Below are 17225 nucleotides of genomic sequence, written 5' to 3' on the forward strand. Positions count from 1 at the left end.
AAAGGCCAACGCGTTGACAGCGACGTCATCCCACACCATCCCGCCACGGCGGCGCGGCTCCCGGTCGTCGTCGGTCCCCCGCTTCGCGCGACGCAGCTTGAACCTCTTCTACGTCCCCGCGTTCATCGTGCTCGCGATGTTCACGATCTGGCCGTTCGTCAACGGCATCGTGCTCTCGTTCACGAACTGGAACGGCTACAGCCCGAGCCGCAGCTTCATCGGACTCGAGAACTACGGCCGGCTCTTCGCCGACCCGAACTTCCACACGGCGCTCTTCAACACGTTCCTGTACGGGTTCGGGTCGACCCTCATCCAGCAGGTCGTCGGTCTCTCCCTCGCGCTCGCGCTCGATCGGGCGATGCGCGGCCGCAACGTCGCCCGCGCGATCATCTACCTGCCGGTGCTCGTCTCCCCCGTGGTCATGGGCACGATGTACTACCTCTTCTTCTCGTACAACTCCGGGGGGCTCAACGACCTGGTCATCGCCCTCGGCGGAGCACGCACGGCCTGGCTCAGCGATGCGACGACGGCCATCGCGCTCATCGTGCTCGTCAACTCCCTGCAGTTCGTCGGCATCTCGATGGTCATCTATCTCGCCGGGCTCCAGTCGATCCCCGTCATGTACTACGAGGCCGCCAGGCTCGATGGCGCCGGCCCGTGGCAGCAGTTCGTGAACGTCACTGTGCCCCTGTTGCAACCGGCTTTCGCCACGAGCATCGTTCTGAACCTCATCGGCGGCCTGAAGCTCTTCGACGTCATCCAAGTGCTCACCGGCGGTGGGCCGGGCTACTCCACGCAATCCGTCTCCACGCTCATCAGCACGGCGTACTTCGACAACCAGACCGCCGGCTACGCCTCGGCGATGGGCGTCGCCCTCTTCATCCTCATCGCCGTGTTCACCCTGCTCGCGAACACGATGCTGAACCGCAAACGTCTGGAGCTGCAGTGACCACGACGATCATCGATCCGCTCGAGGCCACGGCCGAGCGGGGCATCCGTTCGGCCGACGACCAGGAGCCGCCGACTCGCAGCCGCACCGGTCGCCTGATCGGCCGGTTCGCGATCGGCTTCGGCCTGCTCGTCGCGATCGGCCTGCAGTTGCTGCCGTTCTACATCACCGTCACCACCGCGCTGAAGCCGCGCAGCGACCTCTCGTCGCAGTGGCTCTTCCCGGGCGACGAGTGGTACTGGCAGAATTTCACCACCGCGGTCGACCGCGGCAACATCCTGGGCGCGATCGGCAACAGCGCCCTCGTCACCGTCGTGAGCACGCTGCTCGTGTGCGTGCTCGGCGCCCTCGCCGCCTACCCGCTCGCCCGTCGCACCACGGTCGCGAACCGACTCGTGATGGTCGGCATCGTCGGCCTCATCATGGTGCCCCCGTTGTCGATCCTCGTGCCGCTGTACACGATGATGAACCAGCTGCACGCGGTCAACACCTACTGGGGCACCATCCTCGTGATGGTCGCCACGCAGTTGCCGCTCGCGATCTTCCTCTACGCCTCGTTCATGCGTGGGTTGCCGCTCTCGATCGAGGAGGCTGCGGCCGTCGACGGTGCGAACCCCGTGCAGATCCTCTTCCGGGTCGTCTTCCCGATGTTGAAGCCCGTCACGGCCACCGTCGTGATCCTCACGAGCGTGGCCGTCTGGAACGAGTACGCCCTCAGCGTCTACCTCATGCGCAGCCCCGACATGCGCACGATCGCCCCCGCGATCGGCACCTTCTTCGCGAGCTCGGGCAGCGACCTCGGCGCAGCCGCCGCCGCGTCCCTCATGTCGGTGATTCCGGTGCTCGCGGTCTACCTCGTGCTGCAGCGGTACTTCATCAAGGGCATGGTCGCCGGCGCCGAAAAGTAGGGCGGCACGAAGTAGGGCGGCACCCGGAGACCTCACGCCGGCGCGGGCTCCGCGGCGATCACGCGCCGAGACAGCAGCGCCGCCACGAGGAAGCACAGCGCGCCGATGAGCGTGCCGAGGTTCGCCCAGAATGCGCTCACGAGCGAATCGGTCTGCGGCACGACGTACGCGCCGATCGCCGAGGCGCCGAACGCGATCGAGCCGAGCAGATTCAGCCAGGTGCCGTGCCATGAACGGGCATCCCGGTCCCAGAGCTGTCCGCGGTCCTTCGTCGCGACCACGGCGAGCACGCTCGAGACGAGGAACGCAGCCGACCCCCAGGCGTCGGGTCGCCACCCGGCGCCGAGGCGTTCGGGGTCGGCGACCGCCGCGGCGAGCGCGACCGCGGTGCTGACGTTGAAGAGCAGGGTGCCCGCGAACTGGATCGCGGCCGCCCACCAATCCCAACGGTCGGCCCGGTTGGTTCCCCGCTTCGGCACATGGCGGCCGCTCAGGCTCAGTTGGATGAAGGCCGCGAGCGTGAAGAAGATCGATCCGACGAAGAACGTGACACCGACCCCGACCGGCCCCGCCCACTCTGCGTAGAAGGGGATGGCGCCCACCAGGAAGCAGAGGGAGCCCACTGCGAAACCCCAGGCCTCGCGGCGGAGTCGACGGGGTCGCGCGAGACGGGTCGCGGTCATCGGTGGTCGTCGCGAACCGTCGGCCCCGACAGCGCCCGGCCGTCGCGGCTCAGCACCGCCTGCACCGCCGCCACCGCCTCAGCCGGCACCAGCACCTCCACGCGGGAAGCACGGACGAAACCGACATCCGCCGACTGCTCGCGGACCGAGACGCGCTGGCCACTGCCGGTCGCGACGGTGACCTCGTCGAGCACGATCGACCGCGCCCCAGCCGCGAAGAGCTCGGCGCGCAGCTCCTCCGCGTCGGGCGTCTCGACGACGGCCACGACGGTCCGTTCCGCGCCGTCGACACGCGGCACCGCGCCCTGGCCGCCCGGTTCCCCGCCTCGGCGATCACGCGTGAGCACCGCGGCGAGGTGGTATGCGTCGCTGCCCTGCTCCTGCTGATCGGCATCGCGAGCGGGGTCGGAGGAGGCGCGCAGCCCGACGGTCGCCTGCGTCAGCCTGGCGATGATCCAGGTGACCACGAAGGCGTAGGCGATGACGACGACGAGGGCCAGAGCCTGATCTCCGAGCAGCCCCCAACCGCCCCCCGAGAACAGGCCGTCGCGGCCCGCTGAATTGATCGCGGCCGAGCCGAAGAGGCCGAGCATCAACGAACCGATGATGCCGCCGACGAAGTGCACGGCGATCACGTCGAGCGCGTCGTCGAACTTGAAGAACACCTTCAGCTTCAGTGCGAGCGTGCAGACGACCCCCGCGATGACGCCGATCGCGAGGGCGGCGAGCGTGCTGACGTACCCGGCTGCCGGCGTGATGGTCGCGAGGCCTGCGACCGCACCGGTGATTCCGCCGATCACCGTGGCTCGCTTCGTGCGGATGACCTCGCACACGAGCCACGCAGCCATGCCGCCCGCTGCGGCGACGTGGGTGTTCAGCAGCGCCTGTGCCGCCACCCCGTTCGCCTGGAGCGACCCGCCGGCGTTGAAGCCGAACCAACCGAACCAGAGGATGCCGCCGCCGACGACCGCGAGCGGGATGGAATGCGGGATCGATCGGGTCGTCGGCCAGCCCGACCTCCGCCCCACCACGGCGAGCACCGCGAGCGCGGCGCCTCCGGCCGCAGCATGCACGACGATGCCGCCCGCCCAGTCCTGCGCACCGAGCTTCGCGAGCCAGCCGTCCGGATTGAAGAGCCAGTGCGCGATCACCGGGTACACGAGGATCGACCAGAAGACCAGCACGACGACCCATCCGAGCGGACGCAACCGGCCCACCGTGGCACCCGTCAGCAGGGCCGGCGTGATGATCGCGAACATCATCTGGAACGCGACGAACGCGAGCGTCGGGATCGCGACGTCCGCATCGACGACGTGCAGAGCCGGCGCCGGGGCTCCGTCGAGCCCCATGAGTCCGAACAGCTTCAGGTCGCCGACGAGGCCCGACCAGGCGTCCGAGCTGAAGGCCATGCTGAAGCCCACGAGCACCCACGTGATCGTGACGACCGCGAGGGGCACGATGTTCTGCTGCATGATGACGAGCACCGTGCTGCGGCGCACGAGACCCGCGTAGAAGAATGCGAGCCCCGGCACCATGAACAGCACGAGCGCCGCACACACCAGGACCCAGGCGGTGTCGCCGCTGTCGATCGCTTCGGACACGGTCGAACCCCCTAGTGGTGGAACCCGGGCTTCTGCCCCTCGGTCGGCATCGGCGAGGAGAGCGCGTCGAGCCACGCCGTCTCGACCCTGATGTCCTCGAGCAACTCGTCGCCGAGGTCGCGGCTGAGGCCGTTGCGCACGACGATGCGCTGCACCGTGAGGTCGTTCATGTTGTCGGGCATCGGGTAGGCGGGTACGAGCCAGCCCTTCATGCGCAGGCGATCCGAGAGGTGGTACAGGTTCCACTTGTCGGTGTGGCCCGGCTTCAACCGCCACGCGAACACCGGGATGTCGGACCCGTCATTCCACAGGTCGAACGCGCCGATCGCGGCGATGCCCTCCGCGAGGTACTTCGCGACGTCCTGGCACTCCTGCTGCACCGCGGTGTAGCCCTCGTGCCCGAGGCGGAGGAACTGGTAGTACTGCAGCAGCACCTGCGCGCCGGGCCGCGAGAAGTTCAGGGCGAGCGTCGGCATGTCACCGCCGAGGTAGCTCACCCGGAAGATGAGCTCCTCGGGCAGCGCGTCGAGCGTGCGCCACACGACCCAGCCGACGCCCGGGTAGACGAGCCCGTACTTGTGCCCGGAGGTGCTGATGGAGTGCACCCGCTCGAGGCGGAAGTCCCACTCGATCTCGGGCTGCAGGAAGGGCGCGATCATGGCGCCGGATGCCCCGTCGACATGGATCGGCACATCGAGCCCCGTCTTCTCCTGCAGGGCGTCGAGAGCCTCGGCGATCTCTTTGACCGGCTCGTACATGCCGGTGTACGTCACGCCCATGATCGCGACCACGCCGATCGTGTTCTCGTCGACGTACTGCTCGATCTGGGCCCCGTCGAGGGTGGGGTGTTCTTCCGAGATGGGCACGAGGCGCATCTCGACCTCGAAGTAGTTGCAGAACTTCTCCCAGCACACCTGCACCGCCGAACTCATCACGAGATTGGGTTTCTCGGTCGACTTGCCGGCAGCACGACGGGCGGTCTGCCAGCGCCGCTTGAAGGCGAGGCCGCCGAGCATGCACGCCTCTGACGAGCCGATCGTCGACGTGCCGATCGAGTCGGCGACGTCGGGCACGTTCCACAGCGATGCGAGGATGCGCCAGCAGTTCTCCTCGATCGCGGCGGTGCGCGGGTACTCGTCTTTGTCGATCATGTTCTTGTCGTACGACTCGGCGTACAACCGGTCGGCCTCATCGCCCATCCACGTCGCCACGAACGTCGCGAGGTTCAGGCGGGCGTTGCCGTCGAGCATCGTCTCGTCGTGCACGATCTGATAGGCCGTCGTCGGGTCCATCTCACCCTTGGGTATGGTCAACCGCGGGGCGACGGATCGCACCGCCGTCCTCGCGAAAGTCGGTGCGAGCACGCTCGGATCGTCGGCCATCGTCGGTCCTTCCAGTCAGCCCGGTTTCCGGACCCGCGCCGCACGCGTGCCCGCCGGAAGGCAGTCGACCTCAAGCGCCTGGCCCCCCGGACCGGATCACCATCTCGCCGAACATTACGCCGGCGCGTTCGCGGCCGATACCCCTCGTGCGGGTGGATGCCCGGGCGGCGGGCAGCGGGCAGTGGGCGGCGGGCAGTGTGCAGTGCAGCCGAGTGGGCAGCCCGCCTGCATGACGAAGGCGGGTGACGGATGCCGCAGCATCCGTCACCCGCCCTGTTCGCCTCGCGCTACTCCGTGAGCGAGTCGACGTACTCCCGGTTGTCGGCGATCCACTCGGCTACGACCGCGCTGAAGTCGCGGTCGCCTGCAGCGGCATCGTCACCGTTGAACATCGCGTTCTCGAGCGAGTGCAGTAGATCGGAGTCCATCTCGAAGCCGCGCAGCCAACCGGCGAGCGTCGGGAGCTCCTCCTCGATGTCGGACCGCGCCTGGATGTGGATCTCCTCGGCGGCGCCGTATGCGCCGAGCGGGTCCTCGAGCACCTTGATCGGGAACGCCTCCCACGCCCAGTGGGGACTCCACAGCGTCACCGCGATGTTCTCCCCCGCCGCCGTCGCCGCCGAGAGTTCGGCGAACATCGCCGGACTCGACGACTCGAGGAGGTCCATCTCGTCGAGCCCGTAGGCGGGGATGACCTCCTCCTTCGTGAGGCGGGTGAGCCCTGCACCGGGCTCGATGCCCACGATGCGGTTGGCGAACAGATCGGCGTTCGCGGCCAGCTCGTCGAGGGAGTCGATCGGGGCATCCTCGTTCACCGCGATCATGTTGCGTCCGCCGCCGTTCCACGAGCCGAGGTCGACGAGGTCGTCGCCGTACTGTTCGACGTAGTCCTCGTGGGTGACCGGCAGCCACGAGTCGAGGTTCAGGTCGTAGTCGCCGGTCGCGATGCCCGCGTAGACGGGCGCGGGGTCGGCGTAGGCGAGTTCGACCTCGTAGCCCTGCTCGGTGAGCACGGCCTTCCAGAGTTCGCTCGCGGCGATGCCCTCGTCCCAGCCGTTGAACACGGCGATCGTGACGTCGGCGCGATCTCCGTTCTCGACGGTCTCGGCCTCGCCTGCTGCGCAGCCGGTCAGGGTGAGCATGGATGCAGCGCCGAGAGCGATTCCTCCGACGATGGTACGGGACTTCATGTGTTCCTTCCTCCCGCAGCCGTGCGGGATCCCCGGCGTGTCCGGGGTCGATCCGCCCACCGCTGTTCGGCGGGAGGTATGGAACAGGCGGCGGCCCCGTGTGGAGGCCGCCGCCTGTCGTGATTGCCGAGCGGATGCCGCTCGATTGCCTGACTACTCGGTGAGTGAGTCGGCGTACTCCTGGTTGTCGGCGATCCACTGCTCGACCACCGGTGCGTAGTCATCGGAGTCGGCATCGCTGTTGAACATCGCGTTCTCGAGCGAGAAGAGCAGGTCGGAGTCCATCGTGAAGTTCTTCAGCCAGCCGGCCGCCGTGGGGTAGTTCTCCTCGAAGCTCTTGCCACCGAAGGAGTGGATGCCCTCGGCATCGCCGAGCGTGCCCTCGGGGTCCTCGAGGTCTTTCATCGGGAACGCGTCATAGGCCCAGTGCGGGCGCCAGAGCGTCACGGCGATGTTCTCGCCGTTGTCGGTCGCCGCGGTGAGCTCGGCGAGCATCGCGGGCGTAGAGCTCGTAAGGTACTCCATCGAGTCGAGCCCGTACGTCGGGATGACCTCTTCGGTCGTGACGCGGTTCAGGCCCGAACCCGGCTCGATGCCGACGAGCCGGTTGCCGAAGAGATCGGCGTTCGCGGCGAGCTCCTCGAGGGAGTCGATCGGGGCATCCTCGTTCACCGCGATGGTGAGCTTGGCATCTTCGTTCCACGCGCCGAGGTCGACGAGGTCGTCGCCGTACTGCTCGATGTAGTCGGCGTGCGTGATCGGCAGCCAGGTGTCGAGGGTCACGTCGTAGTCGTCGGTCGTGAGACCGGTGTAGACAGGGGCCGGGTCGGCGTACTCGAGGGTCACGTCGTAGCCCTGCTCGGTGAGCACGGCCTTCCAGAGCTCGCTTGCCGCGACTCCTTCATCCCAGCCGTTGAACACGGCGATCGTGATGTCCTTCTGGTCACCGTTCTCGAGGGCCTCGGCTCCGGCGTCAGCGGCGCAGCCGCTGAGTGCGAGAGCGGCGACCGCTCCGAGTGCAAGTGCTCCGGTGAGCATGCGCTTCTTCATGTGTTCCTTTCCTCCCGTGTGCTGTGGCACGGGTGTTGGGGATGGCCGCCTGAGCGGCCCTTGGGCGAGCGGATGTCGCGCGCCCTCGTTTCGTCGTGCAGCAATTCAGGTTCGCGCCGGCGTGTCGGGTCGAATCCGTCGGGATCCGGGCCGCGACACACCTCCCGTCCTGAATTGCTGCACGGTGGCGAGTGGGGCGGGGGGGTATTGGGGGCGGGGACGAGTCTGGGTTGGGAGTTGGGGGTGGGGGTTGGGGGTGGGAGTCGGGGTTGGGAGTCGGGATGCCGCAGCTCAGACAGCGACGGGCGCCTTGAGGATGGACTGTTTGACCGGCAACCCCGAGCCGTCGGTCTCGCTCAGATCGGTCGCCTTGCTGACGTCGGCGGGCGACGGGGACTGCCTGCGGCGGTTCGGATTGCGCTTGGTGCCGAGCGCGCCGGTCACCCGGTCGAGGATGATCGCGAGGATCACGACCGACAGGCCGGCTTCGAAGCCGAGGCCGACGTCGATGCGGGTGAGCGATTGCACGACCATGCCGCCGAGTCCGCCCGCACCGACCATGCCCGCGATGACGACCATCGAGAGCGAGAGCATGATGACCTGGTTGACCCCGGCCATGATGCTCGGCATCGCGAGCGGCAGCTGGATCTGGCGGAGGATGCGCCACGGCGAGGAGCCGAAGGCCTGGCCCGCCTCCACGACCTCCTTGTCGACGCCGCGGATGCCGAGCTCGGTGAGCCTGACGCCCGGGGCCATCGCGAAGATGATGGTCGCAACGATGCCCGGCACCACGCCGACGCGGAAGAGGATGAGGGCGGGGATCAGGTAGACCATCGCCGGCATCGTCTGCATGAAGTCGAGGATCGGCCTGATGACCTTCGACGCGACGTCGGAACGCGCGGCGAGGATGCCGACCGGCACCGAGATGACGACCGCGATGAGCGAGGCGACGAGCACGAGGGCGAGCGTCGACATGGCGTTGTCCCACTGGTCGACGCCGACGATCACGAGCAGGCCGACGACGGTGCCGACGGCGAGCTTCCAGCCCTTGGCGAGCCAAGCGACGCCGGCGAGCACGATGATGACGACCCAGAACGGCGGTGCCTGCAGCGCGAAGTCGATGACGTCGTAGAAACCGGCGAAGACGGTCCGAATGACGGCGAAGAACCCGCCGAAAACGTCGGTGATGAAGTGGATGAATGCGGCGGCCCATTCGCCGAGAGGGAGTCGGAAGTCGCTCATGCCGGGCTCCTCTCCCCCGCGGCATCCGCTCGGCTCGCGATCACCTCGTGGTCGCCCTCCTGGCGACGGTCTGCACGGCGGTCTTCCGCCTCGCGGTCTTCCGCCTCACGGTCTTCCGCCTGACGAGTCCGGCCTTCGGCACGGATGTCTGCGGCCTCCGCCACTGCCGCGGCGACCGCGGTCTCATCGGCAGCGTCGGCAAGCGCGGTGTCGGGGCGGGCGGTGCGGTGCAGCGTCGCCGTGATCACATCGACCGGAATGGTGGCGGGCGTCTCGATGATCGACATCTCGGCGGTGTTCGCCGAGACGTTGCCGAGTGCCGCGAGCAAGGTCACGCGCGGCACGGCACCGAGCAGGCGACCCTGCTCGTCGACGACCGCGAGCGGCAGCTGGCTCTCGACGGCGCTCTCGAAGAGCTCGGAGAGGTGCTCGTCTGCGCTGACCACCGGGTGGTCGTCGCTGATGGCGGCTTCGAGTGACCGCTCACCGCGCTGCACGAGCCGCAGCACGTCGCGGTCGTGCACGACGCCGAGGAGGCGCCGGCCGCTGCCGACCACGAACACCATGGAGGTCTGCAGATCGCGCATCGATCGGAGGGCGGCCCGGGAGCCGGCGGATGCCGTGACGACCGCGCGCGGCGCCTCCATCACGTTGCCAGCGGTGAGCACGCGGGAGCGGTCGACGTCTTGCACGAACTGGGCGACGTAGTCGTCAGCGGGGTCCGTGAGGATCTCCTCGGCGGTGCCGATCTGCACAATCCGGCCGTCGCGCATCATGGCGATGCGGTCGCCGAGGAACATCGCCTCGTTGAGGTCGTGGGTGATGAAGATGATCGTCTTGCCGAGCTCCTGCTGCAGTTCGACGAGCTGCTCCTGCATCTCCTTGCGGATCAGCGGGTCGAGCGCGGAGAACGCCTCGTCCATGAGCAGGATGTCGGTGTCGGAGGCCAGTGCACGGGCGAGACCCACGCGCTGCTGCATGCCGCCCGAGAGTTCGGCCGGCATCTTGTCGCCCCATCCCCCGAGCCCGACGCGGTCGAGGATGTGCTCCGCGCGTTCGCGCCGCTCGGCGGCCGGGACGCCCTGAATCTCGAGGCCGTAGGCGGCGTTCTCGAGCACGCTCCGGTGCGGCAGCAGCGCGAAGTGCTGAAAGACCATCGACACGTGGCGACGGCGCACCTCGCGCAGGCGCTTCGGCGTCATGCCGGTGATCGTCTCCCCCATCACCGTGACGGATCCACCGGTTGGTTCGAGCAGGCCGTTCAACGTGCGGATCAGGGTCGATTTACCCGACCCCGACAGTCCCATCACGACGAAGATCTCACCGCGTTGCACGGTGAAGTCGGCGTCGATCACGGCCGCGGTGCCGAGCGCAGTGAGTTCGGCACGGGTCGCGCCGGCGCGCAGACGCTCGAGTGCCTCTCGCGGCTTTCGCCCGAAGAATTTGGTGAGGCTGTGCACCTCAAGTGCGGTGGTGTCGGCGAGTGCAGGCGGTGCAGTGGTGGTGTCAGCAAGTGCAGACGTAACGGTCATAGGCGAGCTCCCGGAGCGCACGCCGAACGCCGCGCATGAAACAGGTGCACGGTCGGGAGTCGGGCGGTGCTGACTCGTGGGTCACGGCCGGGTTGGCGACGGCTCGGAAGGCCGAACTCGAGCTCGCGACGGGGTGCTGTGGTTGCGGGCGAATCGGGACTTCGTCACACTCGGCCATCGGGGCCGGATGCCACGCCGCCGAACCTTACGCCCCGCCATGCCGATCTGGGCACAGCGGACCGCGGACTGGGCGATTCGGTCTTGCAGGACCATCACCCACCGTATCGAGGTCTTCAGCACAACCCTAATCGAATCGTATGAATTCGGTGCTGACCTGCGTTTTTATGCCCGCGCAAAGAGGTTTTTATGCTTGCGCGAAGAGGCCCAGACGCTGGCCTACTCCCCCGCGGCCTGCACCCGGGTGCAATTGGCGCAGAGCCCGAACACGTCGACGACGTGCGCTGCACCCGTGAATCCGTGTTCGGCGGCGACGGCCTTCGCCCACGCCTCGACCTCGTCGGCCGCGATCTCGACCGTGAGTCCGCAATTGCGGCAGATCAGGTGGTGGTGGTGGCCCGTCGTGCTGCAGGCACGGTAGAGCGCCTCACCGTCGGGCGACTGCAGGGAATCTGCTTCGCCGGTGGTGGCGAGGTCGCCGAGGGCGCGGTAGACGGTGGCCAGCCCGATCGGGGAACCGCTCGCGTGCAACGTCGAATGCAGCGCCTGCGCGCTGATGAAACCCTCGGTGTCGTCAAGGGCTTCGCGAACGGCCTCTCGTTGCCAGGTGTTGCGCTTCATGCGATCCGTGCGTCCTCTGCGGTCTCCACCGGTATGGCGACTCGATTCAACGGTAGCCCGCGCAGCTTGGAGATTCCCAGTGCGAGCAGGAAGAAGGCGGTTGCCGCGAGTGCGATCGCCGGGCCGGCCGCGATCGCGAGCCCCCGTGAGGCGATCACGCCCAGCACACCGGCCGCCGCGCCGATGACCGGTGCGACGACGAGGATGCCGCGGAAGGAGCGTACGACCACTCGAGCCGCCGCTGCCGGGGCAGCGATCAGCGCGATGGCGAGGATCGCGCCGACCGCCGGCAATGAGCTCACGACCGACGCGGCGGTCAAGCCGAGCACGAGCAGCTCCACCGGCCATTCGCGGTATCCGGCGGCGCGGAACCCGTTCGGATCGAAGGTCGAGAACGCGATCTCTTTGCCGAAGAGCGCGACGCACACGACGGCGACCACGGCAACGGATGCCGCGAGGAGAATATCTCCATCGCTCACCGTCAGGATGGAGCCCACCAGCAGTGACTCCGCCCGTACCGGGAGCCCGGGAATCACAGCCTGGAGCAGCGCGCCGGCGGCGAATCCACCGGTCAGTACGATGCCCGCGGCAACCTGGGCGCCTTGGCGTCTCACGCGTGCGATACCCGCCATCACGGCGACGAGCACGACGGATGCCACGGCTGCACCGACCGGCACGCTCACCCCGAGCGCCGCTGCGGCGATGGCACCGGGGTAGGTGCCGTGCGTGAGCGCCTGCGCGAAGAAGGTGCGTCGGCGCACCACGACGAGCGCGCCGACGAATCCGGCACCCGCACCGATGACGATCGCGGCGAGGAGCGCCCGCTCGAAGTACCCCATCAGTGCGTCGCCCCCGTCGCATCTACCGGTCGAGTAGCGCCAACCCCATCCGCTGGTCGAGTAGCGCCCGACACAGGAGGACGCGTATCGACACCCACCCGCGAACCCGCTCGTCCGCGCCTGATCGCCGAGCTCACGAGCAGCACCAACGCGTACCCGGCCACGAAGACCGCCACGACAGTGCTGCCCGCCGGCAGGTCGACACCCGCGCCCACCGATACCGCGAACCCGACGGCCAGCCCGAGCCACGCCGCGACCGCGGCGAAGACGGCCGCCACCGGGAACAGCCACCACAACCGGGCGGTCACGAGCCGCGCGACCGCACCCGGCACGATGAGCAGGGCGAGCACGAGCAGCGTGCCGATCGTGCTCGCCGCCGCCACGACGACGAGTGCGATCGCCGAGTTCAGTACGAGATCGAGCACGAGCGCCGAGTTGCCTGCTGCACGGCTGCCCTTCGGGTCGAACGCCCGGAAGAGCTGCTGCTTCATCGTCAATGCCACCATGCCGAGCGCGACGAGGCTCACGACGACGAGCGGAACCACTTCGGCGGGAGGGATCGTCAGCACTCGCCCGAACAGCAGCGCCTCGAGTTCGCCGGCGTAGTCGTCACTACGTGACACGACGATGACGCCCACACTGAAAGTCGCGGTGAGCACGATGGCGATCGCCGCATCCGAAGTGATGCCGGCTCGGTCGAGCCAGGTGAGCGCGAGTGCGCCGCCGAGCGCTGCGATCGCCGCGCCGGGCAGGAGCCCCGATGCTCCCCCGACGGCGAGCCCGATCGCGAGTCCGGGGAACACCGCGTGCGTCAGGCCGTCGCTGATGAACTCGAGCCGTCGCAGGTTGACGAGCACGCCGACGACGCCCGCAACGATGGCGAGCACGAGCATGACGAGCAGAGCGCGGGCCATGAACGGGATGGCGAACGCCCCGAAGAGCGCATCGGTCAGCGACATCCGTCGCCGTTCACTGGATTCGACACGGTATATGTCTCACGGGGCATTCAATTCCCCTCGTGGCCCGGCACGACGAGGGTGTGCTCGTCGAGCTCGACCTCGAGCCCCTCGAAGCACTCCTGCACGTTGCCGAGTGTGAGCACCTCGTCGACCGGGCCGCTCGCGAGTTGCGTGCCGTTGACGAGCACCACCGTGTCGCACACGAGACGCGCCAGTTCGAGGTCGTGGGTCGAGACGATCACTGCGACTCCGCGGGTCTTCAGCGTGCGGATCGTGTCGACGAGGGCATCGCGATTCGCCTGATCGAGCCCGTTGAACGGCTCATCGAGCAGCAGTAGCGCCGGATCCGAGGCGAGTGCGCGGGCGAGGAGGCCCCGCTGTCGCTGACCGCCCGACAGTTCGCCGAACGGCCGCTTGCCGAGCCCTTCGAGTCCCACCGCCTCGAGCGACCGCCGCACCGCCGCGCGATCCGCACGCCCCGGCCACCGGAACAGCCCGAGTCCGCGGTAACGGCCCTGCATGACGACCTGTTCGAGGCTGATCGGGAAGTCGCTGTCGAGCTCCGCCGACTGCGGGAGGAACGAGACCATTCCATTCTCGGAATGCGAGGTGCGCGCCGCGGCGCCGGGGGGGGTCTCACCGAACTCGATCGTGCCTGCGGTGCGCGGCACGAGACCGAGAATGCCCTTGAGGAGGGTCGACTTGCCGGCTCCGTTCGGCCCGATCAGCGCGACGGCCTCGCCGGGCATGATCGCGAGCTCGATGCCGCTGACGCCTGCGCCGCCCGGATGGGTGAAGGCGGCAGCGCGCAGGCGCAGCACGGGGGAGTCGTTCATAGTGTCATCCTTGCAGGACCGCCGGGAGCTCGGAAGGTTCGACGCCCCATGACTCGAGGATGAGCCGTGCGTTGTGGACCTGGCTGCCGAGGTAGGTCTCGCCGTCGCTGCCGGCGACGCCGAGCGAGTCACCGTACAGGGCGTCGGGGCCTGAGTAGACGGTCACGCCCGCTTCGGCCGCGATCGTTTCGGCGGCCTTGGGTGAGATGGATGCCTCGGAGAAGACGGCCTTCACGCCCGTCGCGCCGATCTGCTCGACGAGTGCGTCGATCTCTGCCGCGCTCGGCTCTGAATTGTCATCGAAGCTCGGGATGATGCTGCCGACGAACGTGATGTCGTAGGCGTCGACGAAGTAGGTGAATGCGTCGTGGTTGGTCACCAGTAGTCGCTCGCTCGCCGGCACCGCCGCGACATTCTCCTCGATCCACGCATCGAGCGCCTCGAGCTGCTCGAGGTAGGCGGACTCGTTCGCCTCGATCGTCGCAGTATCGACGCCCGGCACCTCGAGGAGCCCGTGCGCGATGTTCTCGACCATCTGTTCGGCGAGCTCGGGGTCGGTCCAGATGTGGGGATTGCCGGCACCGTGGTCGTGACCCTCATGCGAGTCTTCGACCTCGTCGAGTTCGTCGGCCTCCCCTGCGTCGGCGTGATCGTGATCGTGGTCGTGGGTGCCGTAGAGCTCGATGCCGGCGCTGGCGTCGATGAGCGCACCGTCGAAGCCCGAGGCCTGCACCGCGTCGTCGAGCCAGCTCTCGAGCCCGCCGCCGTTCACGACGAGCGCGTCAGCCTCGGAGAGGGCGAGCAGCTGGGCCGCCGAGGGGTCGAAGCTGTGCGCACTCTGACCGGGGGAGAGGAGCTGGGTGACCGCGGTGGTGTCACCGACGAGCTCGCGGGTGAAGTCACCGACTTGGGTCGTCGTCGCGACGATCGTCGGGCCGTCGGCGCCGTCATCGGATGCCGCGGGGGCCGCGCATCCCGCGAGCACGAGCGTCGCCGCCGCGAGGGCCGCCCCGCCTGCGAACGAGGCGAGCTGGCGGCGTGGAACGGCGCTGGATCGGGCGGTCATTTCTCCACAGTAAGCTTATTGATAATGATTGTCAAAACCATCAGAGAGCCGTTCGACGCATATTCGGTGAACATCAGCGAACGTGCGAAGCATTCCCGCCGTCATCCTGCGGAGAGGTCTGGCGAGTGTCGCACCGACGTGGGAGAGTGAAGCACGTGGATACGACGACGGCCCCCCTCACGTTGCATCCGTTCACCGTCGCCGATGCCGAGCGAGTGCTCTCGGGCGACGTCGACCCTCATGACGGATGGGAAGGCGCGTACGCCTTCACCGACGAACCCGAACTCCTTGCCGAGTACCTTCGCGCGGTGCAGGAGAACGGCGACCCAGCCCCGTTCGGCCCGTATCTCGTGCGCCGCGGCGAAGACGGTGCGGCCATCGGGGGAGTGAACCTCTTCGGCCCGCCGGGCATCGACGGCGCCGTCGAATTCGCATTCGCTCTCGTGCCGGCCGTTCGCGGCCAGGGCCTCGCGCTGCACACGGTGACCGCCGTGGTCGAGCTCGCTCGGAACGCCGGCGTCGTTGCTCTCCAGGCCGAGGCCGAAGTAGCCAACCTTCCCGCACGGCACGCCCTCGAACGCGCCGGATTCACTCAGGCGTCGCGCACTCCCGACGCGATCACGTACGAATTGCGCCTGTAACTGCTCAAGAGGGTTTCGGCAGGCTCAACCCGCAGGCGGGCCACTTCGAGCAGGCTCAACCCGCAGCCGGGCCACTTCGAGCGGGCTCAGTCCGCTTGCCGGTGACGCAACCGGGTGAGCCGGTTACTCGAGCAGCAGTGCGGGCTCTTCGATGATCGACGCGACATCGGCGAGGAACCGCGACGCCACGTCGCCGTCGACCACGCGATGATCGAACGACGCGCCGATCGTCGTGACGAAGCGCGGACGCACCTCACCGTCGACGACCCACGGCTTCTGCTTGATGGTGCCGAGGGCGACGATCCCGACCTCGCCGGGATTCAGGATCGGCGTGCCGGTGTCCATGCCGAACACCCCGATGTTGGTGATCGTGATCGTGCCGCCCTGCATCTCGGCGGGCTGCGTCTTGCCCTCACGGGCGGTGAGCGTGAGTTGCTCGAGCGCAGTGGCGAGCTCCACCATGGTCATCGCCTGCGCATCCTTGACGTTCGGCACGATGAGTCCCCGCGGCGTCGCCGCCGCGATACCGAGGTTCACGTAGTGCTTGACCACGATCTCGGAGTCGGTCCATTGCGCGTTCACGGTGGGGTTGCGTCGCACTGCCCAGATCAGGGCCTTCGCCATGATGAACAGTGGCGAGATCTTGACACCCGCGTAGTCGGGCGACGCCTTCAACCGCTTGAGGTACTCCATCGTGCGGCTGGCGTCGACGTCGACGAAGAGGCTGACGTGCGGCGCTTGGAACGCGCTCTGCACCATCGCGTTGGCGATCGCCTTGCGCACGCCCTTGACGGGGATCCGCTCTTCGCGGCCAGTCGGCCATTCGGGCGTCTGGATGTTGCGGAACACGCTCGCCTGGCTCGCTTCGCGAATCACGTCGTCGCGCGTGATGTCACCGATCGGCCCGGTGGGCGCGACCCGTGACAAGTCGACGCCGAGGTCTTTCGCGAGCTTCCGGATGGGCGGCTTCGCGATCACGGGCAGGCGCGCTGCGGGCCGCGACGGCATCGAAGCGGCGGCCGAGCCGGTCGGAGCAGACGGGGCCGCGGGAATCGGCGCCGGGGGAGCGAGGTGTCCGTGGGCGCCATCGGGAGTGGGGTGGCGACGGCGGCGGGTCGACGTCGGGCCGGAGCTGCCGTGGCCGACGAGCACGGCGCCGCTGACCTCGGCGGCCTCGGCGGCCGGAGCGACACCGTAGATCGGTGTCGACTCGGCGGCCGGCGCAGCAATGCCCGCAGGCTGGGCAGCGTCGAGCGCTCCGGGCGCGCCGGGCGCGGCGCCGGTGGTAGGCGAAGCGGCGTCCGTCTGGATCACCAGGATCGGCGTGCCGACGTCGACCGTGCTGCCCTCCTCGACGAGCAATTCGGACACGAAGCCCTCGAACGCACTCGGCAGCTCGACGAGCGATTTCGCAGTCTCGATCTCGACGAAGACCTGGTCGAGCACGATGCGATCACCGGGGGCGACACGCCACTGCACGATCTCGGCCTCGGTGAGGCCCTCACCGACGTCGGGGAGGGGGAATCGGATCTCGCTCATGTTCTTTACC

16 protein-coding genes are annotated in these 17225 nt (G+C 68.2%); 3 read left to right on the plus strand and 13 right to left on the minus strand.

Annotated features, from left to right (window positions below; all coding sequences use genetic code 11):
- Positions 1-97 precede the first annotated feature (97 nt).
- On the plus strand, positions 98-949 hold the full coding sequence (locus tag AC1C2T_RS03065; protein WP_495361681.1) for a carbohydrate ABC transporter permease: 852 nt from the start codon (positions 98-100) through the stop codon (positions 947-949).
- On the plus strand, positions 946-1857 hold the full coding sequence (locus AC1C2T_RS03070; RefSeq protein WP_495384209.1) for a carbohydrate ABC transporter permease: 912 nt from the start codon (positions 946-948) through the stop codon (positions 1855-1857). Before AC1C2T_RS03065 ends, AC1C2T_RS03070 begins: the two co-directional genes overlap by 4 nt.
- A 32-nt stretch (positions 1858-1889) precedes the next feature.
- Here the strand turns inward: AC1C2T_RS03070 and AC1C2T_RS03075 are convergent, their stop codons facing one another.
- The 12 genes from AC1C2T_RS03075 to AC1C2T_RS03130 all read right to left on the minus strand — a co-directional run bounded on the left by AC1C2T_RS03075 (position 1890) and on the right by AC1C2T_RS03130 (position 15035).
- Positions 1890-2540, minus strand: a complete 651-nt coding sequence (locus tag AC1C2T_RS03075) for a hypothetical protein (RefSeq protein WP_495384210.1) — start codon at positions 2538-2540, stop codon at positions 1890-1892.
- Positions 2537-4141, minus strand: a complete 1605-nt coding sequence (locus AC1C2T_RS03080; RefSeq protein WP_495384211.1) for an ammonium transporter — start codon at positions 4139-4141, stop codon at positions 2537-2539. The genes AC1C2T_RS03075 and AC1C2T_RS03080 overlap by 4 nt, the downstream gene beginning before the upstream one ends.
- A gap of 11 nt (positions 4142-4152) precedes the next feature.
- A complete protein-coding gene (gene gad, locus AC1C2T_RS03085; protein ID WP_495384212.1) occupies positions 4153-5523 on the minus strand; it encodes a glutamate decarboxylase in 1371 nt (456 codons plus the stop codon).
- Positions 5524-5810: 287 nt separating this feature from the next.
- Positions 5811-6713: a glycine betaine ABC transporter substrate-binding protein gene (locus AC1C2T_RS03090; RefSeq protein WP_495384213.1), complete on the minus strand. Its 903-nt coding sequence runs from the start codon at positions 6711-6713 to the stop codon at positions 5811-5813.
- Between the two features lie 153 nt (positions 6714-6866).
- On the minus strand, positions 6867-7763 hold the full coding sequence (locus AC1C2T_RS03095) for a glycine betaine ABC transporter substrate-binding protein (protein WP_495384214.1): 897 nt from the start codon (positions 7761-7763) through the stop codon (positions 6867-6869).
- Between the two features lie 291 nt (positions 7764-8054).
- The gene (locus AC1C2T_RS03100; protein ID WP_495384215.1) at positions 8055-9005 is read right to left on the minus strand and encodes an ABC transporter permease; all 951 of its coding nucleotides are present in this window, start codon (positions 9003-9005) and stop codon (positions 8055-8057) included.
- Positions 9002-10537 carry a quaternary amine ABC transporter ATP-binding protein gene (locus AC1C2T_RS03105; RefSeq protein WP_495384216.1) on the minus strand — a complete coding sequence of 512 codons (1536 nt, stop codon included), beginning with the start codon at positions 10535-10537 and terminating at the stop codon, positions 9002-9004. The genes AC1C2T_RS03100 and AC1C2T_RS03105 overlap by 4 nt, the downstream gene beginning before the upstream one ends.
- Before the next feature lie 396 nt (positions 10538-10933).
- Entirely contained in the window at positions 10934-11335 is a 402-nt protein-coding gene (locus tag AC1C2T_RS03110; protein ID WP_495361672.1) for a Fur family transcriptional regulator, read from the minus strand.
- Complete coding sequence (locus AC1C2T_RS03115) at positions 11332-12174, minus strand: metal ABC transporter permease (RefSeq protein ID WP_495361671.1); 843 nt, start codon at positions 12172-12174, stop codon at positions 11332-11334. Before AC1C2T_RS03115 ends, AC1C2T_RS03110 begins: the two co-directional genes overlap by 4 nt.
- Positions 12174-13133 (minus strand): metal ABC transporter permease, encoded by a 960-nt coding sequence (locus AC1C2T_RS03120; RefSeq protein WP_495384217.1) that lies wholly within the window; start codon positions 13131-13133, stop codon positions 12174-12176. The genes AC1C2T_RS03115 and AC1C2T_RS03120 overlap by 1 nt, the downstream gene beginning before the upstream one ends.
- A gap of 47 nt (positions 13134-13180) precedes the next feature.
- Complete coding sequence (locus AC1C2T_RS03125) at positions 13181-13969, minus strand: metal ABC transporter ATP-binding protein (RefSeq protein WP_495384218.1); 789 nt, start codon at positions 13967-13969, stop codon at positions 13181-13183.
- Positions 13970-13973: 4 nt separating this feature from the next.
- Entirely contained in the window at positions 13974-15035 is a 1062-nt protein-coding gene (locus tag AC1C2T_RS03130) for a metal ABC transporter substrate-binding protein (RefSeq protein ID WP_495384219.1), read from the minus strand.
- Between the two features lie 155 nt (positions 15036-15190).
- On the opposite strand from AC1C2T_RS03130, the gene AC1C2T_RS03135 reads away from it, so the two are divergent.
- Positions 15191-15676 carry a GNAT family N-acetyltransferase gene (locus AC1C2T_RS03135; protein ID WP_495384220.1) on the plus strand — a complete coding sequence of 162 codons (486 nt, stop codon included), beginning with the start codon at positions 15191-15193 and terminating at the stop codon, positions 15674-15676.
- A 123-nt stretch (positions 15677-15799) separates the two neighbouring features.
- On the opposite strand, the gene AC1C2T_RS03140 is transcribed toward AC1C2T_RS03135, so the two are convergent.
- Complete coding sequence (locus AC1C2T_RS03140) at positions 15800-17215, minus strand: dihydrolipoamide acetyltransferase family protein (RefSeq protein ID WP_495384221.1); 1416 nt, start codon at positions 17213-17215, stop codon at positions 15800-15802.
- Positions 17216-17225: the final 10 nt, after the last annotated feature.

The sequence above is a fragment of the Agromyces sp. Y558 genome (assembly GCF_059445415.1).

Bases quoted from the DNA above. Each gene is read 5' to 3' on its own strand.
- AC1C2T_RS03075 (WP_495384210.1), bottom strand. From the start codon at position 2,540: ATGACCGCGACCCGTCTCGCGCGACCCCGTCGACTCCGCCGCGAGGCC.
- gad (WP_495384212.1), bottom strand. From the start codon at position 5,523: ATGGCCGACGATCCGAGCGTGCTCGCACCGACTTTCGCGAGGACGGCG.
- AC1C2T_RS03090 (WP_495384213.1), bottom strand. From the start codon at position 6,713: ATGAAGTCCCGTACCATCGTCGGAGGAATCGCTCTCGGCGCTGCATCC.
- AC1C2T_RS03095 (WP_495384214.1), bottom strand. From the start codon at position 7,763: ATGAAGAAGCGCATGCTCACCGGAGCACTTGCACTCGGAGCGGTCGCC.
- AC1C2T_RS03100 (WP_495384215.1), bottom strand. From the start codon at position 9,005: ATGAGCGACTTCCGACTCCCTCTCGGCGAATGGGCCGCCGCATTCATC.
- AC1C2T_RS03105 (WP_495384216.1), bottom strand. From the start codon at position 10,537: ATGACCGTTACGTCTGCACTTGCTGACACCACCACTGCACCGCCTGCA.
- AC1C2T_RS03110 (WP_495361672.1), bottom strand. From the start codon at position 11,335: ATGAAGCGCAACACCTGGCAACGAGAGGCCGTTCGCGAAGCCCTTGAC.
- AC1C2T_RS03115 (WP_495361671.1), bottom strand. From the start codon at position 12,174: ATGGGGTACTTCGAGCGGGCGCTCCTCGCCGCGATCGTCATCGGTGCG.
- AC1C2T_RS03120 (WP_495384217.1), bottom strand. From the start codon at position 13,133: ATGTCGCTGACCGATGCGCTCTTCGGGGCGTTCGCCATCCCGTTCATG.
- AC1C2T_RS03125 (WP_495384218.1), bottom strand. From the start codon at position 13,969: ATGAACGACTCCCCCGTGCTGCGCCTGCGCGCTGCCGCCTTCACCCAT.
- AC1C2T_RS03130 (WP_495384219.1), bottom strand. From the start codon at position 15,035: ATGACCGCCCGATCCAGCGCCGTTCCACGCCGCCAGCTCGCCTCGTTC.
- AC1C2T_RS03140 (WP_495384221.1), bottom strand. From the start codon at position 17,215: ATGAGCGAGATCCGATTCCCCCTCCCCGACGTCGGTGAGGGCCTCACC.